This window comes from Arthrobacter sp. D3-18 (genome assembly GCF_054408525.1).
In genome coordinates, this window is record NZ_CP096439.1 from 207,457 (window position 1) to 232,502 (window position 25,046).

Here is a 25,046-nt window from a genome sequence, read left to right on the forward strand (position 1 = left end):
CACTGATCTACGGGTGAACTTCTGCGGTGGCAGGATCGCTTGAGGGCACGTCGTGGAGTGCGCCTTTGGAAGTCTCCTTCATCAGGAGCACTGCGACGAGGCTGACAGCAGAGATACCGATGATGTAAGCGGAAATCAAAACCGTGCTGCCCGTGGCGGCAAATATTCCTGTCGCGATGAGAGGCGCGAATCCGGCACCAAGAATTGAACCGACTTGATATGCGATGGAGATTCCGGTGTAACGGACTCGGGTGCCGAAGAGTTCGGCCAACATAGCAGCTACGGGGCCATACATGGCGTAGGAAAAGAGTTGCATTACGCAAAGCGCGATGATGATGCCCCAAAGCGTCGCGGTGTTGATGAGTGCGAAGAAGGGGAAAGCCCAGAGGATCTGGCCTATGGCTCCGGCCAGGAATACAGGCTTTCGACCGATTCGGTCGGACAGGCGCGAGAAGTACAGCAGCCCGAAAGCTCCGATCAGCGCGGCGATCAACACCGACCACAGCATGGCCGAGCGATCCATGCCGATGACTTGGGTTCCGTAGCTGAGGCTGTAGGTGGAGATGATGTACCCCAGTGCGATGTTCGCGACGATTGCCAGGGATCCGAGCACGATGGCTTTTGGATACTTTTTGAATGCTTCTGCCAGAGGGAGGCGGGCCTCTGTGCCCTCGTCTCTGACCTTGGCGAAGATGGGGCTTTCTTCCACGCGAAGACGGATGAAAAGCCCGATCAGGATCAGTACCACGCTGATGAGGAAGGGCACCCGCCAGCCCCAGTCCAGGAAGGCGGCGGGGGAGAGTGTGGTTGTGAGAAGAATGAACATGAGGTTGGCGAGAACGAGTCCTGCGGGGACGCCGACCTGCGGCCAGCTTCCATACCAGCCGCGTTTGTGGGCAGGCGCGTGCTCCACGGCCATCAACACCGCACCGCCCCATTCGCCGCTTACTGCGAATCCTTGAATCATGCGGAGGGTCAACAGCAGAATCGGGGCTGCGATGCCGACGGCGGCAAAGGTGGGCAACAAGCCCACTCCTACAGTGGCTATGCCCATCATCATCAGTGACAGGACGAGCATCCTTTTCCGCCCGATCCGGTCCCCGAGATGGCCGAAGACGATGCCACCCAGGGGCCGAACGAAGTAGCCGATGGCAAAAGTTGCGAATGCGGCCATGGTTCCCGCTGCCGGGCTGAAGTCCGGAAAGAAGAGTTTTCCGAATACCAGGGCTGTGGCTGTGGCGTAAATGAAGTAGTCGTACCACTCGACGGTGGTTCCGATGGCGCTGGCCAGAGCCACGCGGCGGACCGTTCGTTGCTGTAGCCGAAGGTCCTTGGTCTCTGGGTATTGACCTGAAGTTGCAGTTGCGGACATCAATAGCCTCCTTGCTATTGGGGTCGACAAATCTTTGCGCCCAACGGGGGCTGTTTTTGTGCGACTGGAGATTTGAGTGTGACCCAGGACCCATACTGCGGTAAAGCAGGAATTGCGGGGGTTTTTCCACGGAAAAAGTGCAGAAGATTAGATGGGGGCGCTCCAGTCGATGGTTTTGGCGTACTTCACCAGGGCCCGCGCCCTGGAGGAGAGGTGCACCCCTTCGGCCCAAATCATGTAGACGACAATCTGAGGGACCGGAGGGGTGATTTCCTTCACCAACAGGGGTCTTCCCTCGTAGCTGTGATTGTTGCGTGGACGCTGAACCAACACGCTGTAACCTAGGCCCCGCCCGACCAGGGCCCTTACTGTTTCGTAGCTTTTTGACCGGTGACGAACACGCGGTTGCAGGCCACGTCCGGTGAAGAGAGCCATTGTATGGGTCGTGCTCGGAGGTACATCAAAGAGAATGAAGGGTTCCGATTCCAGATCTTCCAGCGAAATCGATTCTTGGTCAGCGCGTGGATGATCGGCCGGGATCAGGATGTGGGCCGGCACGGAATAGAGGCGGACGCGGTTGGGATTCCCCGAAATCTGCATGTCGTACACTACAGCGACGTCAATGTCACCGGCGGCCAAGGACTCCAGAAGTTGGTTTTGGGAGCCTTCAACCATGTTTACTTGGACTCTCTCATGCAGCTCGCCAAAACCCGCCAGGACCTTCGGCAGGACCGTTGGAGCGAGCGTCAGGTAGCAGCCGACCGTCACCGGTCCGGAAAGTTCTCCGCTGGGCGCCGAAGCTGAATGCTGAATTTCAGTGGCTGCCCGCAGGATGGAGCGTGCTTGTTCGTAGACTTGCTGCCCACTGGGAGTAAGAGCGAGGCCATGTGCCTTCCGGCGCACACACAGTTGCGCATCGAGGACCCTCTCAAGGTCGGTAATGGCCGCTGATAGCGCTGAAGCGGATACGTGCATTGACTCGGCGGCGGCCGAGATCGTTCCGGCGTCCGCGGCGGCTATGAAGTACTGAAGTTGTCGCAGCGTGAATTCCACACCAGTCTCGCTCTCACTCCGGGCACATCCACGGAAATTCTGAGGTATATGCGCTGATTATTGAACTTTACCTGACGAATGGTGTCTGTCCAGAATGTTTGTAGAGGCCCAGCGGGGCCACACGTACTACGAGGAAGTAGACATGACGACATCAGCGTTGATATCTGACTGGGTCACCCTGGACGACCTCTACAAGGACCCCTTTCCCATCTATGCCCGGCTCCGCCGCGAGGCGCCCGTGTCGTGGGTTCCGGTAGCCAACCGCTACCTCGTCACTCGCTATGAGGACTGCCACAACATCGAGTTGGACCAAGAAACGTTCAGCGCGAACGAGACTGACTCGCTGATGAAGGTAGTCATGGGGCACAACATGCTCCGCAAAGACGACCCGGAGCACGACGTTGAACGGAAGGCCTGGCAGCCGACCCTTCGCCCCCGCGCGATCAAGGACAACTGGCAGTCCGTGTTTGAGGAAAACACCGAGAAGTACCTCGAGGAACTCGCCGCCCATGGCCCCGGCGCCAACCTGATCTCGTCCTTTGCCGCCCCCCTAGCGGCCGAAAACCTCCGTCGCATCTTGGGTTTCGAGAATGCCCATCAGGAGGACCTGCAGCGCTGGTCCCAGGACCTGATTGACGGAACGGGCAACTACGGAGATAACGCAGACACCTGGGAACGCGCCAATCGTTCAGCAGCGGAACTGGACACCGCGCTGGACGAGATGATCGCTCACTACAAGACCAACCCGAACCACTCCATGATCTCCGGCCTGGTGAACTCAGCCGGATACCAAATGCCCGTGGAGCTCATCCGCTCGAACATGAAGATGACCATTGGCGGCGGGATCAACGAGCCCCGCGACGTCATTGGGACCGCTTTGGTAGGGCTTCTGCAGAATCCGGACCAGCTGTCGCAGGTGTTTGCCAACCCGGGGCTCTGGCCCAGCGTTTTTGATGAAACCGTGCGTTGGGTCGCGCCCATCGGCATGTATCCCCGCCAGACAACCCGCGAGGTCGAAATCGGCGGCGTCACTATTCCGGCCGGATCCAAACTCGGCATCTGCCTGCTCTCCGCGAACCGCGACGAATCACAGTTCGCAGATGCCGACAAATTCGACATCAACCGTGAAAAGCGGCCCCATCTTGCCTTCGGCGGCGGTGCGCACTTCTGTGCAGGTGCCTGGGTGGCGAAAGCGTCCATTTCCGGGGTTGCGCTGCCGAAGCTTTTTAAACGGTTTGAGGGACTGAAGCTTGACCAAAGCCGACCAGTGACCGTGGGTGGGTGGGTCTTCCGGGGCCCACTGGATGTACCCGTCACCTGGGAAAAGGAAACGAGGAACTAATGTCTGAAATCACATTTGTCGCTGCTGGCGGCAAGGAAACCACCATTGAAGCCAAAGACGGCGTCTCCATCATGAAAGCGGCCGTAGCCAACTCCGTGCCGGGCATCATCGGAGAATGCGGGGGACAGGCAATGTGCGCAACCTGCCACGTCTATGTCAGGGACGAATTCCTGGAAGCACTGCCCCCAATCAGTGATGACGAAGAGGAAATGCTTGAAGAGGCGACTGCACCGCGCGACGAGGAACGCAGCCGACTCGGCTGCCAGCTCCATGCCGGCAACGACTTCGAGAAAATCGTCGTCGAAATCCCAGGAAGTCAAATCTAATGACCCGCCGCGGAGTAGTCATTGTGGGAGCCGGCCAGGCCGGCATCCAACTGGCTGATTCACTGCGCCAAGAAGGTTACACCGGCCTGATCACTGTTGTCGGCGACGAAGCAGGGCTTCCCTATCAGCGCCCCCCGCTGTCCAAGGAGTTCCTGAAGGATCCTAATGAGATGCCTGATGCGCTCCCGCTGCGGGGCAGCGACTTCTACACGGACAACAACATTGAGTTGCTGGCCCCGGCCCGGGTTGTCAGCATCGACCGAGGCGCGAACTCGGTGATCTTGGACGACGGAAGCACCCTTGGCTACTACCATCTGGTATTGGCCACGGGGGTCCGAAACCGCAAACTCGATGTGCCTGGCGCGGAGGCCGCTGGCGTCGTGAACATCCGGACACACGAAGACGCCCAGCGGGTTTGGAACAAGCTGGGCGGGGCCAAGGCTCCCGTAGTGATCGGCGCCGGCTTCATCGGTCTCGAATTTGCTGCAGCAGCAGCTTCCAGGGGACTGCCCGTAGTGGTCCTGGCTTCTTCAGACCGCCCAATGCGCCGTTCGTTGACGCCTGAAACTTCGAAATACTTCAAGTCGGTACTTCCCATCAAAGGCATCGATATTCGGTACAGGCAAGACGTCGCCGAGATCATGACCGACGCCCAAGGGCACGTCAATGCTGTAGCCCTGGCTTCGGGAGAAGTACTCCAAACCGACCTCGTTGTTGTCGCGGTAGGCGTCATTCCCAACGACGACCTGGCCACAGCGGCCGGCCTGGAAGCCCACGATGGAATCCTCGTCGACGAGTATCTGGCGACGGATGATCCATGCATCTCGGCTCTGGGCGATTGCGCCAGCTATCCCAGCATCCATGCCGGCCAGATCGCCAGGCTGGAATCGGTACAAAACGCTTCCGACCAGGCCAAGTTCCTTGCCCGCCGGATCACCACGGGCAAGGCGGGAGGACGCTACTCCGAGGTCCCTTGGTTCTGGAGCCATCAAGGCGATATCAGACTGAACATGGTCGGAATTTCCCGTCCTGACCTGCAAACCGTGATACGCGGTGATATGGAGGCAGGGAAGTTTTCGGTGTTCGGTTTCGATGACGAAACGCTGGTGTGCGTCGAGTCCGTCAACGCATCCGTAGATCACATGGCAGCACGTCGAATTCTGTCCTCGGGGAATCTTCCGTCCAAAGAACAAATCATGGATCCCGACTTCGACCTGAAGAGCTTCTCAAAGAAAGCCCCCGTGACCGCGGGCTGACAGCTGCCGAATCATCAACTTTCCGACAGGACAGCACCACTGTTCCATGACCCGGCCGCCCTCTGCGGTGCCCCGGAAGGCAAGAACCAATGAATGCAATCAGCTATGGCGCCACCGGCGCGGCTCAACAGGCCATCGCCCAGCACATTGACGGGCTGGTTCAGGACAAGATCGCCACGCGGATTTTCGAAAAGGACCACACCTTATGGGGTTCGGCTGCGCAATCGGAATCAGCAATCCGCCTCGGGTGGGTGGACGCTCCGGCTGTTTCTCAGCCTTTGGTGAATCAAATCTTGGAACTGCACGATGCCTTACACGCAGAAGGTGTCGGCCGTATCGTGCTGTGCGGCATGGGCGGCTCTTCCTTGGCCCCCGAGGTTATTACCCGCACCGCAGGTGTCGAGCTGACTGTGCTGGACAGCACTGATCCTGAACAGGTCAGTGCTGCTTTGGCGGACCGGCTGAATGAAACGGCAATCGTCGTCTCGTCCAAGTCCGGATCCACCGTGGAAACCGATTCCCAGCGACGGGTCTTTGAGGAGGCGTTCACCGAGGCCGGCATCGATGCCAAAAGTCGGATCATTGTCGTCACCGACCCGGGATCTCCGCTGGACAAGGCCTCCCGTGAAGCCGGGTACCGTGCCGTCTTCAACGCAGACCCCAATGTGGGCGGCCGTTTCTCCGCCTTGACCGCTTTTGGTTTGGTCCCTTGCGGTTTGGCAGGGGTGGACATCCAGGCTTTCCTGGACGAAGCAGAAGAGGCTGCTGAGATCCTCAACGAGGATTCTGCGGACAACATCGGTCTGGCACTGGGCATTGCCTTGGGTGGTACCAGCCCGCTGCGCAACAAGATCGTCATTGCTGAGGACGGCTCGGGAATCGTTGGCTTCGCCGACTGGGCCGAGCAGCTTCTCGCTGAATCGACCGGCAAGCTGGGAACTGGCGTGTTGCCCGTCGTGGCAGGTCCCGATTCGCCCGAGGCTCTCGGTGGTGCTGAGGACGTCCTGGTTGTGCGCCTGGTCGGTGCCGGGGCCAGCGAGGAACTGCGTGAGAACGAGATTGCCATTTCCGGCGGGTTGGCTACCCAGATGTTCGTCTGGGAGTTCGCCACCGCAGTTGCTGGCCGCCTGCTGGGCATCAACCCGTTCGACCAGCCGGATGTCGAAGCCGCCAAGATCGCGGCGAGGGGTTTGTTGGACGCCCGCCCCGAGCCCACACCCGCCGCTTTCACCGATGGTGTCGTGGAGGTACGCGGTGGCGACTGGCTTGGTTCGGCGGCTTCAGTCACCGAGGCTGTTGAGGCACTGCTGAGCCAGTTGGGGACAGACGGCTATCTGAGTGTCCAGGCGTATCTGGACCGCGTAACGCATTCACCCCTTGAGGGCATCAGGGATGAATTGGCAGCAGTCAGCGGACGACCCGTGACCTATGGCTGGGGACCCCGGTTCCTGCACTCCACGGGGCAGTTCCACAAGGGTGGCCCGGCCATTGGTGTTTTCCTCCAGATCACAGCAGCAGCGTCCACGGACGTGAAGATCCCGGACCGCCCGTTCAGCTTCGGTGAGCTCATCCAGGCACAGGCCTCGGGCGACGCCCAAGTCCTCGAAGGCCATGCCCGTCCGGTCCTTCGCCTGCACCTCAGGGACCGGGCAGCAGGCGTGGAGCAACTCCGGGCCGGCATCAGCTCGCTATCCAAGATCACCACATCCGCTACTAACAGCTAAGGCCTGAGCAATGGTAGACACACTCCCTGAGACCCGGCTGGAGGGCCGGTACAGGAACCCCATGCGGGATCCGCGGGACCGGCGCCTGAACCGCATCGCCGGGCCCTCATCTTTGGTATTTTTCGGAATCACCGGCGACCTGGCTCGTAAGAAGCTCATTCCCGCCGTGTACGACCTAGCCAACCGCGGGCTCCTCCCACCGAGCTTTGCTTTGGTCGGATTTGGCCGGCGGGCGTGGAGCACCGAAGAGTTCACAGCGCACGTGCTGGAGTCGGTGAAGTCCTTTGCCCGTACACCATTTGACGCTTCTGTATGGCAGCAATTGGCCGCAGGTATTCGTTTTGTCCAGGGCGAATTTGACGACGACGATGCATTTGAGCGCCTCGGTACCGTGCTGGACGAGCTCGACGAGACACGTGGTACCCGAGGCAATCATGGCTTCTACCTGTCCATTCCGCCTAAGGCGTTTGAGCAGGTGTGCCGTCAGTTGTCCAAGCACGGGTTGGCCCAGGCCAAACCCGGCCAGTGGCGCCGGGTGGTCATCGAGAAGCCGTTCGGGCACGACTTGCAGTCGGCACGGCAGCTGAACGACATCGTTGAGTCGGTGTTCCCAGCCGATGCCGTATTCCGGATCGACCATTACCTGGGCAAGGAGACGGTGCAGAACATCCTGGCGCTCCGCTTCGCCAACCAGTTGTTCGAGCCGTTGTGGAACGCGAACTATGTTGACCATGTTCAGATCACCATGGCCGAGGATATCGGCACCGGTGGCCGGGCAGGCTACTACGACGGCGTAGGCGCGGCCCGCGACGTCATCCAGAACCACCTGCTGCAGTTGCTGGCACTGACCGCTATGGAAGAGCCCATCTCTTCCAACGCCGATGATCTGCGGGCCGAGAAGGAAAAAGTCCTCGCCGCAGTGAAACTGCCTCAAGACCTGTCCACCCACTCGGCGCGCGGCCAGTTTACCGGTGGCTGGCAGGGCGGTGAGGAAGTCCTCGGCTACTTGGAAGAAGACGGAATTCCCGCCGACTCCAAGACCGAAACGTACGCTGCCATTCGTGTCGATATCAACACACGACGCTGGAATGGCGTGCCGTTCTACCTGCGCGCCGGGAAGCGTTTGGGGCGACGGGTCACGGAAATAGCCGTGGTGTTCAAGCGTGCCCCGAACCTGCTGTTCCGAGACCACGGCGAGGACGACTTCGGCCAGAACGCCGTGGTCATCCGCGTCCAGCCCGATGAGGGCGCCACGATCCGTTTCGGCTCCAAGGTGCCGGGGACGCAGATGGAAGTCCGCGACGTCACCATGGACTTCGGCTACGGACATTCCTTCACCGAGTCCAGCCCCGAAGCGTATGAGCGGCTGATTCTGGACGTGCTGCTGGGTGAGCCGCCGCTGTTCCCCCGGCACGAGGAAGTGGAGCTCTCCTGGAAGATCCTGGACCCGTTCGAGGAATACTGGGCCGGGCTCGATGAACGACCGCAACCTTACGCACCCGGCAGCTGGGGTCCAGCCTCAGCCGACGAGCTTCTTGCCCGCGACGGACGAACCTGGAGAAGGCCATGATCGTAGATCTCCCCGACACCACCACTTCCAAGATCTCCAAGAAGATCACGTCGTTGCGCGAGCAGGGCGGTGTGATCGCCCTGGGTCGCGTCCTGACGCTGGTCGTCGTGACCAAGTCCGGGCGCGAAGAGGAGGCCATCGAGGCGGCCAACGAAGCCAGTTGCGAACACCCGTGCAGGATCATCGTCCTCACCGATGCAGGAGCTGAAGCCCCGGATCGGCTCGATGCCCAGATCCGCGTCGGTGGTGACGCCGGAGCCTCCGAGGTCATCGTCTTGCGCGGTTTCGGGCAAATGGCCCATGAGAGCGAGTCACTAGTTGCGGCGCTATTGCTCCCGGACGCCCCCATCGTGGCCTGGTGGCCGCACGGCGCCCCGGAAAGCGCACATGAGACCTCCATCGGCAGGATTGCGCACCGACGGATTACCGACTCCGCGAACGAGCCGGACCCTCGGGCAGCTCTGGAGAACATCCGATCCACGTACAAGGCAGGCGATACCGACCTGGCGTGGACCCGGCTGACGAGCTGGCGCATGCAACTGGCAGCGGTTTTCGATCAGATACATGCAGGGTCGGTCTCCTCTGCCCGGATCGAAGGCGCACCTGATTCTCCGAGCACTTTGCTGATGGCCGCTTGGCTGATGTTGACCTTGGACGTACCCGTTTCGATCGAGTCGAGCCAGGAGGGTACCGGTCTCCGTCGTGTGTGCCTCCAAACACCCGATGGGCGGGTCGAACTATTCCGTCCGGGAGTGTCGGTCGCTGAGCTGTCCCAGCCGGGCCAACCGGCACAGCGCATCACGCTTCCGCGCCGCAGCCTTAAGGACTGCCTGGCCGAAGAGCTCCGCCGGCTCGATCCGGACGAGATCTTTGGCGAGACCGTACACACGCTGCCTAGCAGAGAGGACATCGTGACTCCCAGTCCGGCCGCGGAGATCATCCTCGTCGGGTGACCATTCGGTCAGGTTCGCAAGATGTCCGACGTACCAACTTCAAGGGCCGAAGTTCGGCCCCCCACAATCCAAAGGAAGGAAACGAAACGTGAATCCCACTGTAACCGGTGCTCGTCCCCGGGATGCCGCTCAGTCCGTGACCACTAACATCTCCGTCATCCAAGAAGAGATAGCTGCAACGCTCGCTGGAGTAGACACACAGCAACTGGCTAAGGTTGCCGGTCTCGTCGAAAATGCTGATCGTATCTTCGTTTCAGGCGCCGGCCGCAGCGGGCTCGTGCTGCGTATGGCCGCCATGCGACTCATGCACCTAGGACTAACAGTCCATGTAGCAGGCGACACCACGACTCCAGCCATTGCCGCCGGAGATCTGCTGCTCGTTGCATCCGGCTCTGGAACGACCTCTGGCATTGTCATGAGCGCGGAGACTGCTTCCGGCGTTGGCGCACGGATCGCGGCCATCACCACAAACCCTGATTCGCCGCTGGCAAAGCTGGCAGACGCAGTTGTCGTAGTACCTGCTGCACAAAAAACGGATCATGGATCGTCTGTCACTAAGCAGTACTCCGGCAGCTTGTTCGAACAGACCCTGTTCCTGGCAACAGAATCGGTTTTCCAAACCCTGTGGGAAACGACCGATGAGCCAGCAGACAAACTTTGGCTACGCCACGCGAATCTGGAATAGCCCCTCGCCTAGTAGCCCACGAATTCCGCGCGGCAGCCCCGCACGGATTGTTTCACCCCACATAAAGAAAGAGAAAAACCATGAAACTCCAGGTTGCAATCGACCTCCTGACCACCGAAGACGCACTCGAACTGGCCGGCAAGGTCGCCGAGCACGTCGACATCATCGAACTCGGCACGCCGCTGATCAAGTCTGCAGGCTTGTCCGTGATCACGGCCATCAAGGGCGCACACCCCGACAAGCTCGTCTTTGCTGACATGAAGACCATGGATGCCGGCGAGCTCGAAGCCGATATCGCCTTCAAAGCCGGAGCAGACCTTGTCTCCGTACTGGGCAGCGCCGATGATTCAACAGTTGCTGGCGCCGTCAAGGCAGCACAGGCCCACAACAAGGGCATCGTTGTAGACCTCATCGGTGTTCCCGATAAGGTGACCCGCGCGAAGGAAGTGCGTGCATTGGGTGCCAAGTTCGTTGAATTCCACGCTGGCCTGGACGAGCAGGCCCAGCCGGGCTTCGACCTGAACGGGCTCCTTACGGCAGGAGAAGAAGCACGCGTGCCCTTCTCTGTTGCCGGCGGCGTCAACGCCAGCACCATCGCGGCAGTACAGAAGGCCGGTGCCGAGGTGGCAGTGGCTGGCGGAGCGATTTACGGCGCTGCTGACCCGGCGCTTGCAGCTAAGGAACTCAAGGCAGCAATCGCCTAGTACCCGACTCGAGAGGCGGTCTGCACATGGTGCAGACCGCCTCTCCGCTACACCTACTTCATAACTTGCGCGGCTGCACAGCGCAGCGGCAAACGCTCGGAAGGAGCGAAATGCAGCGTCAAAAACATTCGCAATTGAGTGGCGCCCGCGGGCTCCCCGGTTGGCAGCCGTTTCAAAACTGGGAAGCGCTGGCCCCGGGAGACCTGGTCGAGGTGTGGTCCGAAGGGACAGCGCTCCATTACGCCTACGTTGATGACCTCAGCGAGAACGGATCCATTGTTTGGCTCGTAGAGGACGGGACGGGCAGCCGACGGCTGGTCCTCCGGAGCGATCCAATAACTCTCTACGCGCCAAAGACAGAGAGAGTGAAGTTGGCGGAGCTCTCAGCATGATTACTTTACGAACTCCCAATGGACCACACGGCTGGTCATCCACCGGCGAAATAACCTCTGATGGTCGTGGCATGCAGAGCCCTTTGACCCCTGTGGAAGTCCTGGTCACCATCCCCGAGGACCGACACGTCCTCCTGTCCGAAGCAGAGAACAAGCTTCAACAAGAAGCTCTGCTCCGGAAAGCCTTCGGGATACTCGTCACGCGTCACAACCTTCACAAATACAGCCTGGAACTCAGCGCCGAGGTCCCTTTCGGTGAGACCCGTGAAAGATCCATTCTCTAGGAATCCTGCCTACGGCAGTCACCCGGTCTCGGCTTCCTGCAACTGGGTTGACAGCACCACATCTGATGAGAAGTACCAACCCCGCCGTGATCAAAGCCGGTAAATGACCGGAAGCCCTTCCATAAGCACCACTAAATCTGCCTCTGACGTTATCGATGCCCGGTTTCGGGCAGTCGACTGCCACATCCCTATCGAAAACCGCCTCCTTTCTTTCCCTTGAAGTCCCTACAAAATTGGAGTTTTGATGACAGCACACATCGGTGTCACCGGCCTTGCGGTGATGGGCGCCAACCTGGCCCGCAACCTCGCACGCAACGGCTTTACCGTGGCTCTTCACAACCGCTCCGTGGAAAAGACTGACGCCCTGCTTGAAAAGCACGGCGCTGAGGGTGACTTCATCCGCACGGAAACTTTGCAGGAACTCGTCGATTCCCTTGAAAAGCCCCGCCGTGTCCTGATCATGGTCAAGGCCGGCGCTCCCGTTGACAACGTGATCGAGCAGCTCGAACCGCTGCTCGAAGCGGGCGATATCATCATCGACGCTGGCAACTCCCACTACGAGGACACCCGTCGCCGGGAAGCCGCGCTGGCGAAGAAGGACCTGCACTTTGTAGGTGTCGGTGTGTCCGGTGGTGAAGAGGGTGCCCTGAACGGCCCGTCCATCATGCCCGGCGGTTCGCGTGAGTCCTACGACGCCCTTGGCCCGCTGCTGGAGAAGATCTCCGCGAAGGTCGATGGCGAACCGTGCTGCGCCTGGGTGGGCACCGATGGCGCCGGCCACTTCGTCAAGATGGTCCACAATGGTATCGAGTACGCCGACATGCAGGTCATCGGTGAAGCGTTCGACCTCCTTCGCTCCGGCGCCGGCATTGAGCCCGTTGAGCAGTCCAAGATCTTCGCTGAGTGGAACAAGGGCGATCTGTCCTCCTTCCTGATCGAAATCTCCGCTGAGGTCCTGGGCCACGTTGACGCCAGGACGGGCAAGCCGTTCGTGGACGTCGTGGTTGATGCTGCAGGCCAGAAGGGTACGGGCCGCTGGACGGTTATCTCTGCCCTGGAGCTTGGTTCCCCGGTTTCCGGCATCGCCGAGTCCGTCTTCGCCCGCGCGTTGTCTTCCCAGACCGAGCAGCGCAAGCTTGGCCAGGAACTGCTCGCCGGTGAAGAAGCCGCAGTGGAAATCCCCGAGACGTTCGTTGAGGATGTCCGGCAGGCACTGTATGCGTCCAAGCTGGTCTCCTACGCCCAGGGACTGGACATGCTGACCTCCGCTGCCAAGGAGTACGGCTGGGACCTGAAGCTGGACGAGATCGCCTCGCTCTGGCGCGCAGGCTGCATCATCCGTGCAGAACTCCTCAAGGACATCACCAAGGCCTACGCGGCCGAGGAGAAGCCCGCAAACCTGCTGTTCGCACCGGCCTTCACCAAGGCCATCGCCGAGGCACTCCCGGCCTGGCGCCGCGTCGTGGCAACCGCAGTCCAGCTGGGCATCCCGGTACCCGTGTTCTCGTCCTCACTGGCGTATTACGACGGCCTGCGCCGCAAGCGCGTGGCCGCTGCCCTCATCCAGGGGCAGCGCGACCTCTTCGGTGCGCACACCTACGGCCGTGTGGACACCGAGGGAACGTTCCACACCCTCTGGGGCGAAGACAAGTCCGAAATCTCGGCGGTCGACACCCACTAATTCTTCAGCCCAAAAATGCACCCTCCCACACGGGAAGGGTGCATTTTTGTATAGGGCCAAATTACCCAAGAACCCGTCGATGAGCCGAGGGACGCTCGTCATCATCCATCTGTTCCGGCCCTGAGTTGCGGGCGGCTGCTGATGTGACCCTGAACGCCACAAATACAAAGACCTCCAGACCCTTGGGGTCCGGAGGTCTTTGTGTCTCCGCGCTCCTGTCTGACGTTATGAGCCGGCGAAGGGTTCGTTGCGGGAAAGTCCTACCCTTCAGCGGTTGTTACGCGTATATCAGGAGCGAGACGTCAAATTGATGCCGAATAGGCACCTGGGCTTAGACGTTGGCAGCCACCTTGGTGGGGGAATCGACCTCACTGAGGAGCTCCTCGGTCTTCCCGATGAGCGTTTCAACCAGTCCGCGGAATCCTTCCAGAGCCGCTTCACGGTCAGGGCCGGCCGGCGGGAGGGGAGTTCCGACACGGGTGGTCAGACCCGAAAGCCGAGCGTCTTGACGCCACTGCACAATTTCCGGATCGCGGGACCAGATCATCTCACTATGGAAGTTGGCAAGGTAGGCACGGAGGAAGTCCGCCTCATCTGCAGGGTGGGCTACCGCGGGAGTGTAGTCATTCTTGGTGGCATCATCACTGAAGCGGGCCTCGATGTGAGCGATGAAGGCGGCACTGTAGACCTGCTGGCAGAAAACGACAGACTGCAAGGTGATGAGTCCCTCGCTAAAGACAGGAACAGTCTCGAGGTGGGCGAGGCCGTTGGCCGTGCAGTCAACGTAAAGGGCGCCGGGTTCCATTTCTCGACGACCGTTTTCCAGGGTAATGCCGGCAGGATCGATCTCGAGGACGCGTCCGAGGCGGACCACATCCGAGATCCGGCGGATGGCTTCATGCTCCGAGCGCGTAACGGTGGCACAACGGAAGGCTGTAGGTCGGACATCGTCGGAGAGCCGGAAGAAGTATCCACTCTCAATAAGCTTGTCGTACAGCTCATTCATCGACTCAGATCCCAGCCAGGAGCCGAAGAGAGCGTTGGCATAGCCGTCCGTCATCTCAATAAACTGCTCGCCAGGCTGGCAGACTTCGCGGTTGAACAGCCACGCGTCCCGGGGAACAACCCACGTGATGCTGTCCGGAGATACGCCTCGGTCCAGCAGCCACAGGGTTGCGTCGATTCCTGTCTTTCCGCCCCCGACGACGACATAGCGGTTGTAGCCTTGGCCGATGCGGGCGAGCCCGTTCGGAGGAACGACGTCAACACCGTTGAAGGCAAAGGGCGGGGGAGTCGTGGCCGGAACAGATACTTTGCTGTGAGTTGAATCGACCGTGCGCTTGCGTGCCTTGATGTCGATCTCTTCCCCGGAAAGGATGCCCCGCGCCTTGCCATCCCCGAGATATTCGGTGTTCGGCAGGTACCGGACGCGGCCGCTACCCAGGAACTTCTCGCTCATGACCTTTTCAAAGTAGTCACGAATTTCATCAGCTGTGGCGAGTTCCAACAAACCTTTGTTGTGCCCGCGGGTTTCCACGTGGCCGGTACCCATGGGCCGGGAGTTGACCCCGTAGAAATCCGAGGGCTGGTGGAGACGAACGTGGTCATAAGCGACCCGCCAATGTCCGCCTGGCTTGTCGTAACGATCAAGGATGATGATGTCGGCGTCAGTTTCATCCAGAAGGGTGTCAACGAAGGCCAGTGCGGTGGCGCCAGCGCCGACGACGAGGTAATCAGTAGCGAGTTGGGTTGTCATGCGTTTTCTCCAAAGTAGGCGGGGAAGAAGGCCCTGATTTCGTCGAGAACAATCTCGGGCTTTTCCAGAGCGGCGAAGTGACCGCCGGATTCAAATTCGCTGTAACGCGCGATGTTGTAGACGCCTTCGAGCCACTCCCTTGGTGAGGCGAACGGTTCCGCCGGGAAGGCAGCTACTGCGGTGGGGACGGGAATCTGCGGGGGACCGATGACGTCCCCGCCTTCGAGCGCGGATTCGCGGTAGAGGCGGGTCGAGCTGACGATGCTTCCCGTCAGCCAGTAGAAGTGCAGGTTGGTCAGAAGGATGTCCCTGGAGAAGGCTGCGTCAAGGTCTCCGCTGGAGTCGCTCCATGCGCTGAACTTCTCCAAGACCCAGGCGGCGAGCCCCAGAGGTGAGTCGGCCATTCCAAGCGTCAGTGCATCCGGAACCAGGCTTTGCACGTGAAGGTAGCCGGTGGCTTCATACATGCGCCCTCCCCATTCGGGGGTCGGGACGAAATCACCGTACGGGCCGGTGAACGGCATCGTGATGTGAAGGGCTGCCACTTCGTTGGGGTGCAGCCGGGCGATGCGCGCACCAATGAGGGTTCCCCAGTCTTCGCCGTGGACGGCGTAGGTGGGATACTCCAGAACGTCGTGCATGAGCTCGTGCAAAGCGTTCGCCATGCGCTCAGGCCCCCAGCCGGCATCGACCGGTTTGCCACTGAACCCAAAACCGGGCAGCTCTGCGATGACGACGTCGAACGAAGGAGCATCCGGTGCTCCGTGAGCTGCCGGGTCGGTGAGGGGGCCGATAAGATCCCAGTACTCAATGGGTGAGCCGGGCCAGCCATGAAGGAGCAGCAGTGGGACAGACCCCGGCTTGGCGCCGCGGATGTGCCAGAAGTGAATATCCACTCCGTCAATTTCGGTCAGGAAGTGAGGTCGTGAGTTGAGCTTCTGTTCCCAGGCCCTCCACGAGTATTCCTCTGCCCAGAAACTGAGCATGTTCTTGAGGTAAGGAATGGATGCACCGTAGCGGGTGCTCTCACCTTGGGGGATGACCGGCCACCTGGTCTGGCGGACACGCTCGCGCGTTTGGCGGATCAGATCTTCGGGGATGTCGATCTTGTACGGAGTAATCATCAGTTTTTGCCTCCATGCGCGCTGGGTGGGAAGACGAGGACCTTTGCTTGGCTGCGGTCCTTGCTGAGAACTTCCAGCCCGGTGGTGACGACGTCATCCAAGGGAATCCGGCTGGTGATCAGCGGGCGTACATCAATTGCCCGCGAGGCGAGAAGCCCGAGGACCTCGGGGAAGTTGTCCCGGTAGATGATGGTTGAGGTGATGCGGATTTCGTGGACCATCACCAGCCCTGTGTTGACGGTGGGGGGAGCGCTGAAGATCGACAGGATCACCAGTTCGCCGCCCTTCTTGGACAGCGTGAGAGCCAGATCGAGGGTGGGCTGCACTCCTGCGGCCTCGAAGACGACGTCTACTCCGCGGCCGTTAGTGGCAGTTTGGATGACTTCGTATGCGTCCTCAGTGGACGAGTTGATCGGGAGTGCACCGATTTCCTCGCCTAGGGCCAGGCGTTCCGGGACGATATCAACAAGATAGATCTCGCGGGCACCGGCTGCTTTGAGCATGAGCACGGTGAGCAGGCCGATGGGTCCGGCGCCGACAACGGCAGCGGTCTGGCCGACACGGAAGGTGCTGGCGACAACAGCTCGGTGCACCACAGCCAATGGTTCTGCGAGGGCCGCTTCGTCAAGACCGAGGCCGTCGGGAATTTTGTGAGCGGCATATTCTTCCACGACCACGTATTCGGCGAAGCCGCCATCGGCGTTGAAGCCGTAGAGGCCAACTTCGCCTGCACGGAAGTCACCGAGGTTGTATTGCCCTCGCTGGACGACAGGTGAAGAGAAGTCCTTCAGGACCGGTTCTATGGCCACGCGGTCACCGACCGCTAGGTGGGTCACATCGGGTCCGACCTCGACCACTGTGCCGGAGAACTCATGGCCTAGAACCAGCGGGGCTGCCCGGCCGCTCAGTGCGTGCTTTTCCAGTGATACCCCCAGCGGGGATTTGCTGAGGTCTTCGTGATAGGCGTGGAGGTCGCTTCCGCAAATCCCTGCCCAGGCGACGGCAATCTTCACTTCGCTTCCACCGATGGGCGGGATTTCGAAGTCTTCGACGCGTACATCGTGCACGTCGTGCCAAACGGCTGCTTTCATCTGACTCATGTTTGTCCTTGTCGTCTTTGACTTGGCGAAGGCGGTGGAATGGTCCACCGCTAGGGTGTTCAGACCGTGGCTGCGGCCACGAGTGCAGGGGACTCGTAGAAGTCGTCACTGCCCGGGTGCGTTGGGATCTCGATGTTGTATTCCGTGCGGAGCTCGTCCTGAACTCGACGAAGCGTGGGGACGTCGATCTGGTTGACATTCCTTCGGACCTGCAGGAACGGGAAGTCTCCCTGGAGGTTGGGCCGGTATTCGCGGCGCAACCGTTGCATGTTCTCCAGGTTCTCGCCTGTGACCGTTGCGGCGGCGTCTGCGGCAGCGACCTGGACGAGTTCGTCGAACATTGAGAAGGTGCAGTCGGCGAAGTGAAGCACACCTGATGCGTACAGCCCGGGGACATTCTGGGCCAAGGCTCCGAGGAGGAACTGTGGGTGTCCTTCGACTTCGTCCACGAGGCCGTCGGGGAGCCACGGGATGTGCAGGTCGTATCCGGTAGCCAGCACGATTAGGTCAAGTTCGAGCGAACGGCCGTCGGTGAAGTGGACGGTGCTGCCGTCGATCCGTTCGATGCCCGGGCGGTGCTCAAGGAGGCCGTGGGAGAGTGCATGCAGGACCTGGTTGTTCGCAATCGGGTGGGTTGTAGCTGGGGCATGGTCGGGTTGGGGGAGACCGTACTTTGACAGATCACCAACCCCGGCGACGATGAGCTCGACAGCCTGTTCGAAGTTGGGAGTGTCGAAGAGGCTGGTGGCGGGGATTTGGGCGTTGCCCTGGAAGATATCCGGCACCGCTGCGCCGAAGGCAACCTTGGGGAAGAACCAGTACCCCCGGCGCGTGGACAGGTACGCCTTATCCGCATGGAAAGCAGCATCGGAGACGATGTCGACACCGCTGTTACCTGCTCCTACGACGAGGACCCGCTTGTCCCGGAACTGCTTGGGGGAGTCATAGCGGGCGCTGTGGATAACTTCACCAGTAAAGGTCTCGACGCCGGGAATCTCAGGGATGAAAGGATCCCACTGCGCACCCCCTGCGTAAACGACGCCGCGGTACTCGGTAGTCTTGCCATCGGCGCGCGTAACGATCCAGTAGTCGCCGCGCTCATCTGAAACGGGCCGGGCTTCAGTAACTTCAGCGCCGTACGTGATCAGCTCTTCCAGGCCCGTTTCCTTGGCAAAGCCGTGGACATAGTCGCGAATCTGATCCCAGCGGGGATAAATCGGGTAGCTTTCGGGCATCGGGTAGCCGATGAATCCGCCGCCGTCCCGGCTGCAGATGAAGTTGCAGGACTCGTACAGTGGGGAGCCCGGGTTGTCGATGTTCCAGATTCCACCGGGTTTGTTGAACCGTTCAAGAATCTCCACTTCAAGGCCGTAACGCTTGAACGCCCGGGCTGCGACCAGACCCGCAGGTCCTGCGCCGATGACGGCAAATGTTGTCGGCAGGGCCGGTGTGGAAGTCTGAGTTTCGTTCATGTGGCAGTTCCCTCCTCATGCGCGGGTGACCTCGGTGTCACTGGGTGGGCCAGGACGGCGTCTATGCCGTCGGCAACACTCCGATGTGTGGGCCTCCGCGCTATTGCTATCTCTCGCCTCTAAGTGCGACGGATTCCAGTGTGAGCCGCGCCACCCAGCAGCTCAACGGCTTTGCGTAAAGCGGCCAGAAGTGGGGCTTCTAGCCGAGAGTGTTGCGCAAAGTGGCCTTCGGAGATTCCCCAAAAACGTGTGAATAATAGGCCGCGAAACGTCCCAGATTGCCAAAACCCCACCGTCGGGCGATTTGCGCTACTGACGCTTCCTGGGCGGTAGCAAGGATCAGTTCCTGGCGGGCACGCTCCAAGCGCACTGAGCGCAAATATTCGTGGGGAGTTGTGTCCAGGTCAGCTCGGAAGGCGGCTTGGAGGGACCTAACACTCACCCCGACATGGGCGGCCAGAGACGACATGGTGATTGGTTGGTCGGCGAACCGGTCCAGGTAGGCAACAGCCAACTGAACTAAGTTGTCCTGGCGTCGCTCCACCGCGCCGGCGGCTCCTTCAAGCCCGGCGCCACCGGTTAACAGGAGCAGGCCTGAAACTACTGAGTCTTGTAACGCCCCGCTTAGGAGAGGATTCGTTGTGAGAGTGCCCAACGGCGAAAGACCGTTAGTGAGCAATTTCAGCAGAGTGAGCCACTCATGTCCTTGCGGGGTGTTTAGCGGCAGGGACAGGTCGAAATGAAGGTCTCGTACAGGATGTCCGAAGAGCTCCGCTGCACGCAGCTCCAAAAGATCCTTTGAGATCTTCAGAGCGAGGACCCGCCCTTCCTGTTCCCACCCCTGAATGATGGCATGCTGACCCCGCTGATAAACGGCAGCGCTGCGGGTTTCGATAACCCGCGAAATGTCCCCACTTGCCGTCTTGAGCGGCCAGTCCAGAGGAACGTTGACGTGATAGGAATCGTCCAGCGGGGGTGTCTTGATGTACACGCCGCCGCTGTACTTCATGAATCCTACTGTCAGGTCAGCGCTTACCAGCGCCTCCACGGAGAAAGTCAGTGCCTCTCCTGAACTCAAAGGGGTAGCGCGGTGGGGGTGGTAAAGCCGTCCGCCTACAACGCTGGCACTTTCGAGGGAAGTTGCCCGCTCGCTTACAACCTGAAAGTGTCCGCTTTTGCGAGGCTGGTCCCCGGGAGTTTGCATGCCTTACTTCCTTGTTAGGCTCTTCGCTCAGCCTTGAGCGCAGGAGGGGAAACCTCCGTATAACCCAAGCTACTGTCCTGTAAACCTGCATCAGTACAGGTCTATACCTCAACCAGGGAACAAGGCCCCCAACACGGCAACGCCTGGTGGTGATGCCTGATGTCCCGAGGCGGGCTACTGGAAAACAGTAAGTCCGGTGCTTGGGTGGGCGGTAGCCCTCGAAGGGCGCCCACCGGGGTGGCAAATGAAGAATCGCGGCTGCATGACCGGCTTGTAGGGAACAATCAACCACTCTCCACCGTAGAACTCCACGTAGGAGTCCGCCGGGCAACTTACGAAAGCTTCTTCTCGCGTCATAACCTACGCCACCTTTCCTGCATCACTTGAGGATTGCTGATGTCCCTAGAATCCCCAAGAGTGCGGGGCCTGGGACGGGGGAAACTACCTGATTCACTACTTGATCTTCCCGTCGGGCGGCTAACTGGGCTCAACGCCCTGCTTCTACGGCTATTCTGGGCAGCAATCTTCATCGGGTAAAGTTCAATAATCAGCACATATTCTGCACTTTCTCTGAGGTTTGGGAAGTCCTACCTGCGGAAGGCTTCGGCATCGTGCCCGGACGCCTGGACCTCGCGAACTATCCACTAACCTCTGCCATTGCGTGCTGCAGGTGTGCTTTAGTAGGCGTATGGCGGAATCGATTGAGGATTACGCGCTGCTGTCAGACCTTGCTACGGGGCCTTTGGTCTCCAAGAGGGGCAGCATCGATTGGCTCTGCTTTCCCCGCTTCGACTCCCCAGCGACGTTTGCAGCACTGCTGGGAACTGAGGCCAATGGTCGCTGGGTCCTGGCACCCGACGATGCTTCAGCGCATGTGATTGATCGCCACTATATTGACTCCACTTTCATATTGGAGACAACTTGGGAGACAAATAGGGGGCGGGTTTTGGTTACCGACTTCATGCCCGTAGGACGACCGACTTCATCACTTCTGCGTCGCGTCAACGGGTTGACGGGGGTCGTCAGAGTTAGCCAGGACATAAGCATCAGGCCCCAATATGGCGCCATAAGGCCGTGGATGAGTAGAACGGGCACAAAAGAGCGAAACTCCCTTCAAGCGATGGCCGGCCCGGATGCCTGGGCCTTGTACTGCGACCCACTTCGGCTCCGCACCTGGAAGGCCACAGCAGCACCATCGATGTAACTGCGGGCGACCAAAGGGATTTCGAACTAGTGTGGTTCCCGTCATACCGGGAACCCCCTTCGCCCACCGACTTTGACGGGGCACTTCAGCAGGCTCTCATTTATTGGACGACATGGGGCGGCAATTGCCGCCAGGACGGTCCGTACAGCCCGGTGGTCAAACGCTCAATTCTCGTACTGCGGGCCTTGACTCACTTCGAGACCGGTGGAATTGTCGCAGCTCCCACCACGTCCCTGCCAGAGGAGTTCGGGGGAACCCGCAATTGGGACTACCGGTTTTGTTGGCTCAGGGATGCGGCCCTCACCCTTGAATCGATGCTGACACACGGCTACGAATCGGAAGCATTGAGCTGGCGTCACTGGCTGCTTCGGGCTTTGGCCGGGGATCCCGAAGACGTGCAGATAATGTACGGCATAGCGGGCGAGCGGGATCTGCCGGAAAGAGTTTTGGAGCACCTTCCCGGTTATAACGGATCAGCCCCGGTTCGCATCGGTAACGCTGCGTCTACCCAATACCAAGCTGACGTCATTGGTGAAGTGATGGTCGCTCTGGAACGACTGCGGTTGGCCGGAGGGCAGGAAGATTCTTTCTCCTGGGCCCTTCAACGGGCGCTCCTATCGTTTATCGAGCAACACTACGACGACGAGGACTACGGCTTATGGGAAATGCGCGGGTCGAGCAGATACTTTACGCATTCACGGGTGATGATGTGGGCGGCCTTTGATTGCGGTGTTCGGGCCGTTTGCGATCATGGGCTTTCCGGGCCAGTCGCTCACTGGTCGGCACTACGAGACCGGTTGCACGCAGAAGTGATGGACCGCGGTTTCAACAGCGATCTCAACAGCTTCACGCAAACCTACGGCGGTTCCCAGACCGATGCAGCCTTACTAGTGCTTCCTCAGGTTGGATTTCTTGCCTACGACGACGAGCGGATGCTGGGAACAGTCACCCGGATCGAAGATGAACTTGTTACCAGCAATGGGCTCTTGATGAGGTACCTCACTGATACCGGAGTCGATGGACTTGAACCAGGAGAGCATCCTTTTCTTGCTTGCTCTTTTTGGCTAGTGGAGCAGTACGCCCGCACGGGAAGGCATGCCGAGGCTCAAGTTCTTATGGACCTGTTGGTCGGCTTAACAAACGAACTTGGCCTTCTTAGCGAGGAATACGACGGAGATCAGAATCGCATGGCTGGCAATTTTCCGCAGGCCTTTTCACATCTTGCTCTCGTCCGAGCAGCGGACGCCATGCATGGAGTCGATCGGTTGAGCATGGCTTACAGAGGTCTCCGGAATCCAGCGGTCACGCGACGCCCCGTCGCAGGCCACGATTAGCGTCTGATCGGTTGAGCAATGAATAATTCCGGGCGTCGATGAGGTCCGCTTCAGGATCGGGAAATCTGCCCCTGCAGTTGACCAGATTCGTTGGCCGTCGTCGGGAACTCATCAACGTGCGTGAGGCAATGAGCGGGTCACGAATGGTCACCCTAGTGGGGCCCGGGGGAGTGGGAAAAACGAGACTTGCCCTGCAAGTCGGGGCAACGGTAAGACCATCTTACGATGACGGCGTTTGGTTCCTTGATTTTTCATCAGTGGACGATCCTGCGCTGGTCCCCGACGCCCTTTTATCTGGGCTGGGACTTCGAGCGATCTCCACCCAACGCGCGGCTGCTCAACTCATGTCCTACCTTGCCGAACGCCATCTTCTATTACTGCTAGACAACTGCGAGCATATCCTCAGCGGTTGCCGACAATTGGTCGAGTCGCTCCTCGAGAACAGTCCTCGACTGAATGTCTTGGGGACAAGCCGCGAACCCTTTGGCATCAGAGGCGAAAGGGTTATTCCCGTTCTGCCCTTTGAACTACCACAGCAGGGCGAAGCACTAGACGAGACAGCTGTCCGTCGCTTCGATTCACTGGCGTTTCTTTGTGACCGTGCAATGGCGAACTCACCGGATTTCCGCATAAACAATGAAAATGTGGCAGCAGCTGCGGAACTTTGTGCGCGGCTCGACGGCATCCCGCTTGCTCTGGAGCTAGCGGCCACACGTCTTCGGTCTCTCAGCATCGGGCAACTGCTGGAGCGGACAAAGAGCCGCTTTGCCATTCTGACGTCAGGGAGCCCAACGGCGCCGGCCCGTCAGCAGACACTGCGAGCACTCATTGATTGGAGTCACGATCGCTGTTCTGCGGAAGAGCAAGTCCTATGGAGAAGGATGTCCGTCTTCGCAGGAAGCGCTGACCTTGAAGCCGTTGAACAAGTTTGTTCAGACACAGTTCTCCCTCGCGGCCAGATTCTCCCCTTGATCGATTCGTTGGTATCTAAGTCGGTCCTGATCGCCATCGTAACGCCGAGCAGCGTTAGGTACAGGGTCCTCGAGACAATCCGGCAATATGCCCTCGAACGCGCTCAATCACTCGGCGAGGACGATGAACTGAAACAACGGCATGCCCTGTACTACATGAGACTCGCGCAAACCAGCACCCGTGAGTTCTGGTCGACAGAACAGGATGCTTTGATAGGTCATTTACGTCTGGAGCACGAGAACCTTAGAAGTGCCCTCGCATACCTACTTTCCCTCCCCGAGGCTAAAGGTGGGTCAGTGCTATTGCTTGCCGCCGAGTTGCGATTCCACTGGATGGTGGGCGGATATGTCAGTGAGGGAAGGCATTGGCTGCATCTTGCCCTTGCAACACCCGGTCATGAAGAAGTTGATCGAGCACGCGCACTCTGCATCGCCGCTTGGGCAGCTGCTGTACAAGGCGATCTTGCTGAAGGACGGGAGCTCCTCGACTCGTGCACGAGACTAATCGAGAATCTGAAATGCAGGAATCAGATAGCCCTGCTGGAAGCTGAGGAGCTTCAGTCCCAAGTTCAAACGTGGTCGGGCACGATTTTGCTCTTCGGCGGAGACCCGGAGGGTGCCGCAACCCTATTCGAAGGAGCACTGGCTCATAGCCGGCAAAAGAATCACATCGAGGGCATCATGCTTGTGCTCCTGCAGCTGAGTGTCGCCTACGCGGTAATGTCGGACTACGAAAAAGCCGACGCGGTTTCTACTGAAGCAATTGAACTCAGCGAAAGCCTCGGAGAAACTTACGTGAAGTCCGTGAATCTTTGGTCCCAGAGCTACTGCTCCTGGGCCCAGGGAGATCCGGAAAAGGCACTTCAGTACGCCCACGAGAGCCTGAACCGCTCTCTAATCTTTGACGATAAAGTCGTCACAGCACTCAACCTTGAAGTGGTCTTTGGAGCCCTGGCCCAGTTGGCAAAGTACGAGGACGCGGCCATGGTCAGCGGCATGGCAACCCGCAGTTGGGAGTCCGTGGAGAGCAGCATTGCCGCGTTCGGGCCGGAACTTGCCCGCGCGCATGACCGGGCGGCGGAGCGAACAGCGAGAGCCTTGGGTCCCCGTCTTCATCGTGAGGCAGTGGCCCGGGGCTACAAAATGGGTGCCGACGAAGTTATAGCTCATCTCTTGGGCCTAGCGCGCCCAACCCATAAGTCGGCTGCTCAAGGGGTCGTGGAAACGCTCACAAAGAGGCAGCTTCAAGTTTCCCAACTGATCGCTGCGGGACAGAGCAATCGGGAGATCGCTGACAACCTAGTCCTCTCAACCAGGACCGTCGAGGGGCACGTGGAGAGCATTCTCGCGAAGCTAGGTTTGAAGTCACGCACTCAAATCGCATCGTGGGTTAATCAACGATCGGTGCTTGAAAACTGAAGAGAAAATTCCCACAACTGTGAGGAGACCCAAGGACATGAAATTCATTCCCGGCATAGACGAGCTGACCCGGAGAAACGCCGGAGGTCTCGCGGCATGGGAGTTCTCGCAGCTACTTCT

22 protein-coding genes are annotated in these 25,046 nt (G+C 59.6%); 14 read left to right on the plus strand and 8 right to left on the minus strand.

Going from position 1 to position 25,046, the window contains the following annotated elements:
- Positions 1–7: 7 nt before the first annotated feature.
- Positions 8–1,372 (minus strand): MFS transporter, encoded by a 1,365-nt coding sequence (locus M1D89_RS00920; protein WP_498643921.1) that lies wholly within the window; start codon positions 1,370–1,372, stop codon positions 8–10.
- Positions 1,373–1,519: 147 nt separating this feature from the next.
- Positions 1,520–2,425, minus strand: a complete 906-nt coding sequence (locus M1D89_RS00925) for a LysR family transcriptional regulator (RefSeq protein WP_498643923.1) — start codon at positions 2,423–2,425, stop codon at positions 1,520–1,522.
- Positions 2,426–2,567: 142 nt separating this feature from the next.
- Here M1D89_RS00925 and M1D89_RS00930 point away from each other — a divergent pair, with 142 nt between their 5' ends.
- From M1D89_RS00930 to gnd, 11 genes are all read left to right on the plus strand, one after another.
- Positions 2,568–3,767, plus strand: coding sequence for a cytochrome P450 (locus M1D89_RS00930; RefSeq protein ID WP_498643209.1), 1,200 nt, complete (start codon positions 2,568–2,570; stop codon positions 3,765–3,767).
- Positions 3,767–4,093 (plus strand): 2Fe-2S iron-sulfur cluster-binding protein, encoded by a 327-nt coding sequence (locus tag M1D89_RS00935; RefSeq protein ID WP_498643212.1) that lies wholly within the window; start codon positions 3,767–3,769, stop codon positions 4,091–4,093. The genes M1D89_RS00930 and M1D89_RS00935 overlap by 1 nt, the downstream gene beginning before the upstream one ends.
- A complete protein-coding gene (locus tag M1D89_RS00940) occupies positions 4,093–5,349 on the plus strand; it encodes an NAD(P)/FAD-dependent oxidoreductase (protein WP_498643214.1) in 1,257 nt (418 codons plus the stop codon). The genes M1D89_RS00935 and M1D89_RS00940 overlap by 1 nt, the downstream gene beginning before the upstream one ends.
- 89 nt (positions 5,350–5,438) lie before the next feature.
- Entirely contained in the window at positions 5,439–7,073 is a 1,635-nt protein-coding gene (locus M1D89_RS00945; protein ID WP_498643216.1) for a phosphoglucose isomerase-related protein, read from the plus strand.
- A gap of 61 nt (positions 7,074–7,134) precedes the next feature.
- Positions 7,135–8,643, plus strand: coding sequence for a glucose-6-phosphate dehydrogenase (gene zwf, locus M1D89_RS00950; protein ID WP_498643951.1), 1,509 nt, complete (start codon positions 7,135–7,137; stop codon positions 8,641–8,643).
- On the plus strand, positions 8,640–9,596 hold the full coding sequence (locus tag M1D89_RS00955) for a glucose-6-phosphate dehydrogenase assembly protein OpcA (protein WP_498643218.1): 957 nt from the start codon (positions 8,640–8,642) through the stop codon (positions 9,594–9,596). The genes zwf and M1D89_RS00955 overlap by 4 nt, the downstream gene beginning before the upstream one ends.
- A gap of 88 nt (positions 9,597–9,684) precedes the next feature.
- A complete protein-coding gene (hxlB, locus tag M1D89_RS00960) occupies positions 9,685–10,281 on the plus strand; it encodes a 6-phospho-3-hexuloisomerase (RefSeq protein ID WP_498643220.1) in 597 nt (198 codons plus the stop codon).
- 80 nt (positions 10,282–10,361) lie between these two features.
- On the plus strand, positions 10,362–10,985 hold the full coding sequence (gene hxlA, locus M1D89_RS00965; RefSeq protein ID WP_498643222.1) for a 3-hexulose-6-phosphate synthase: 624 nt from the start codon (positions 10,362–10,364) through the stop codon (positions 10,983–10,985).
- Positions 10,986–11,095: 110 nt separating this feature from the next.
- Positions 11,096–11,377, plus strand: coding sequence for a hypothetical protein (locus M1D89_RS00970; protein ID WP_498643224.1), 282 nt, complete (start codon positions 11,096–11,098; stop codon positions 11,375–11,377).
- Between the two features lie 71 nt (positions 11,378–11,448).
- Positions 11,449–11,661 (plus strand): hypothetical protein, encoded by a 213-nt coding sequence (locus M1D89_RS00975; protein ID WP_498643226.1) that lies wholly within the window; start codon positions 11,449–11,451, stop codon positions 11,659–11,661.
- 244 nt (positions 11,662–11,905) lie between these two features.
- On the plus strand, positions 11,906–13,342 hold the full coding sequence (gene gnd / locus M1D89_RS00980) for an NADP-dependent phosphogluconate dehydrogenase (protein WP_498643228.1): 1,437 nt from the start codon (positions 11,906–11,908) through the stop codon (positions 13,340–13,342).
- A 331-nt stretch (positions 13,343–13,673) separates the two neighbouring features.
- On the opposite strand, the gene M1D89_RS00985 is transcribed toward gnd, so the two are convergent.
- The 6 genes from M1D89_RS00985 to M1D89_RS01010 form a co-directional block, all read right to left on the minus strand.
- Positions 13,674–15,098 carry an NAD(P)/FAD-dependent oxidoreductase gene (locus tag M1D89_RS00985; protein WP_498643230.1) on the minus strand — a complete coding sequence of 475 codons (1,425 nt, stop codon included), beginning with the start codon at positions 15,096–15,098 and terminating at the stop codon, positions 13,674–13,676.
- Positions 15,095–16,222 (minus strand): epoxide hydrolase family protein, encoded by a 1,128-nt coding sequence (locus M1D89_RS00990; protein ID WP_498643232.1) that lies wholly within the window; start codon positions 16,220–16,222, stop codon positions 15,095–15,097. The genes M1D89_RS00985 and M1D89_RS00990 overlap by 4 nt, the downstream gene beginning before the upstream one ends.
- Entirely contained in the window at positions 16,222–17,322 is a 1,101-nt protein-coding gene (locus M1D89_RS00995; protein ID WP_498643234.1) for a 2,3-butanediol dehydrogenase, read from the minus strand. Before M1D89_RS00995 ends, M1D89_RS00990 begins: the two co-directional genes overlap by 1 nt.
- 59 nt (positions 17,323–17,381) lie before the next feature.
- Positions 17,382–18,794 carry a flavin-containing monooxygenase gene (locus M1D89_RS01000; protein WP_498643236.1) on the minus strand — a complete coding sequence of 471 codons (1,413 nt, stop codon included), beginning with the start codon at positions 18,792–18,794 and terminating at the stop codon, positions 17,382–17,384.
- A gap of 199 nt (positions 18,795–18,993) precedes the next feature.
- Positions 18,994–19,998, minus strand: a complete 1,005-nt coding sequence (locus tag M1D89_RS01005; protein ID WP_498643238.1) for an AraC family transcriptional regulator — start codon at positions 19,996–19,998, stop codon at positions 18,994–18,996.
- A 174-nt stretch (positions 19,999–20,172) separates the two neighbouring features.
- On the minus strand, positions 20,173–20,355 hold the full coding sequence (locus tag M1D89_RS01010) for a hypothetical protein (protein ID WP_498643240.1): 183 nt from the start codon (positions 20,353–20,355) through the stop codon (positions 20,173–20,175).
- A gap of 331 nt (positions 20,356–20,686) precedes the next feature.
- On the opposite strand from M1D89_RS01010, the gene M1D89_RS01015 reads away from it, so the two are divergent.
- From M1D89_RS01015 to M1D89_RS01025, 3 genes are all read left to right on the plus strand, one after another.
- Complete coding sequence (locus M1D89_RS01015; protein ID WP_498643242.1) at positions 20,687–21,202, plus strand: trehalase-like domain-containing protein; 516 nt, start codon at positions 20,687–20,689, stop codon at positions 21,200–21,202.
- A 152-nt stretch (positions 21,203–21,354) separates the two neighbouring features.
- Positions 21,355–22,536, plus strand: a complete 1,182-nt coding sequence (locus tag M1D89_RS01020) for a glycoside hydrolase family 15 protein (protein WP_498643953.1) — start codon at positions 21,355–21,357, stop codon at positions 22,534–22,536.
- Positions 22,537–22,679: 143 nt separating this feature from the next.
- Positions 22,680–24,926 (plus strand): ATP-binding protein, encoded by a 2,247-nt coding sequence (locus M1D89_RS01025; protein ID WP_498643244.1) that lies wholly within the window; start codon positions 22,680–22,682, stop codon positions 24,924–24,926.
- The last annotated feature ends 120 nt before the right edge of the window (positions 24,927–25,046 follow it).

Excerpts from the sequence above, each read along its gene's own strand:
- M1D89_RS00920 (WP_498643921.1), bottom strand. The coding sequence starts at position 1,372 with ATGTCCGCAACTGCAACTTCAGGTCAATACCCAGAGACCAAGGACCTT.
- M1D89_RS00930 (WP_498643209.1), top strand. The coding sequence starts at position 2,568 with ATGACGACATCAGCGTTGATATCTGACTGGGTCACCCTGGACGACCTC.
- M1D89_RS00935 (WP_498643212.1), top strand. The coding sequence starts at position 3,767 with ATGTCTGAAATCACATTTGTCGCTGCTGGCGGCAAGGAAACCACCATT.
- M1D89_RS00940 (WP_498643214.1), top strand. The coding sequence starts at position 4,093 with ATGACCCGCCGCGGAGTAGTCATTGTGGGAGCCGGCCAGGCCGGCATC.
- M1D89_RS00945 (WP_498643216.1), top strand. The coding sequence starts at position 5,439 with ATGAATGCAATCAGCTATGGCGCCACCGGCGCGGCTCAACAGGCCATC.
- zwf (WP_498643951.1), top strand. The coding sequence starts at position 7,135 with ATGCGGGATCCGCGGGACCGGCGCCTGAACCGCATCGCCGGGCCCTCA.
- M1D89_RS00955 (WP_498643218.1), top strand. The coding sequence starts at position 8,640 with ATGATCGTAGATCTCCCCGACACCACCACTTCCAAGATCTCCAAGAAG.
- hxlA (WP_498643222.1), top strand. The coding sequence starts at position 10,362 with ATGAAACTCCAGGTTGCAATCGACCTCCTGACCACCGAAGACGCACTC.
- M1D89_RS00970 (WP_498643224.1), top strand. The coding sequence starts at position 11,096 with ATGCAGCGTCAAAAACATTCGCAATTGAGTGGCGCCCGCGGGCTCCCC.
- M1D89_RS00975 (WP_498643226.1), top strand. The coding sequence starts at position 11,449 with ATGCAGAGCCCTTTGACCCCTGTGGAAGTCCTGGTCACCATCCCCGAG.
- gnd (WP_498643228.1), top strand. The coding sequence starts at position 11,906 with ATGACAGCACACATCGGTGTCACCGGCCTTGCGGTGATGGGCGCCAAC.
- M1D89_RS00985 (WP_498643230.1), bottom strand. The coding sequence starts at position 15,098 with ATGACAACCCAACTCGCTACTGATTACCTCGTCGTCGGCGCTGGCGCC.
- M1D89_RS00990 (WP_498643232.1), bottom strand. The coding sequence starts at position 16,222 with ATGATTACTCCGTACAAGATCGACATCCCCGAAGATCTGATCCGCCAA.
- M1D89_RS00995 (WP_498643234.1), bottom strand. The coding sequence starts at position 17,322 with ATGAGTCAGATGAAAGCAGCCGTTTGGCACGACGTGCACGATGTACGC.
- M1D89_RS01000 (WP_498643236.1), bottom strand. The coding sequence starts at position 18,794 with ATGAACGAAACTCAGACTTCCACACCGGCCCTGCCGACAACATTTGCC.
- M1D89_RS01005 (WP_498643238.1), bottom strand. The coding sequence starts at position 19,998 with ATGCAAACTCCCGGGGACCAGCCTCGCAAAAGCGGACACTTTCAGGTT.
- M1D89_RS01010 (WP_498643240.1), bottom strand. The coding sequence starts at position 20,355 with ATGACGCGAGAAGAAGCTTTCGTAAGTTGCCCGGCGGACTCCTACGTG.
- M1D89_RS01015 (WP_498643242.1), top strand. The coding sequence starts at position 20,687 with ATGGCGGAATCGATTGAGGATTACGCGCTGCTGTCAGACCTTGCTACG.
- M1D89_RS01025 (WP_498643244.1), top strand. The coding sequence starts at position 22,680 with ATGGTCACCCTAGTGGGGCCCGGGGGAGTGGGAAAAACGAGACTTGCC.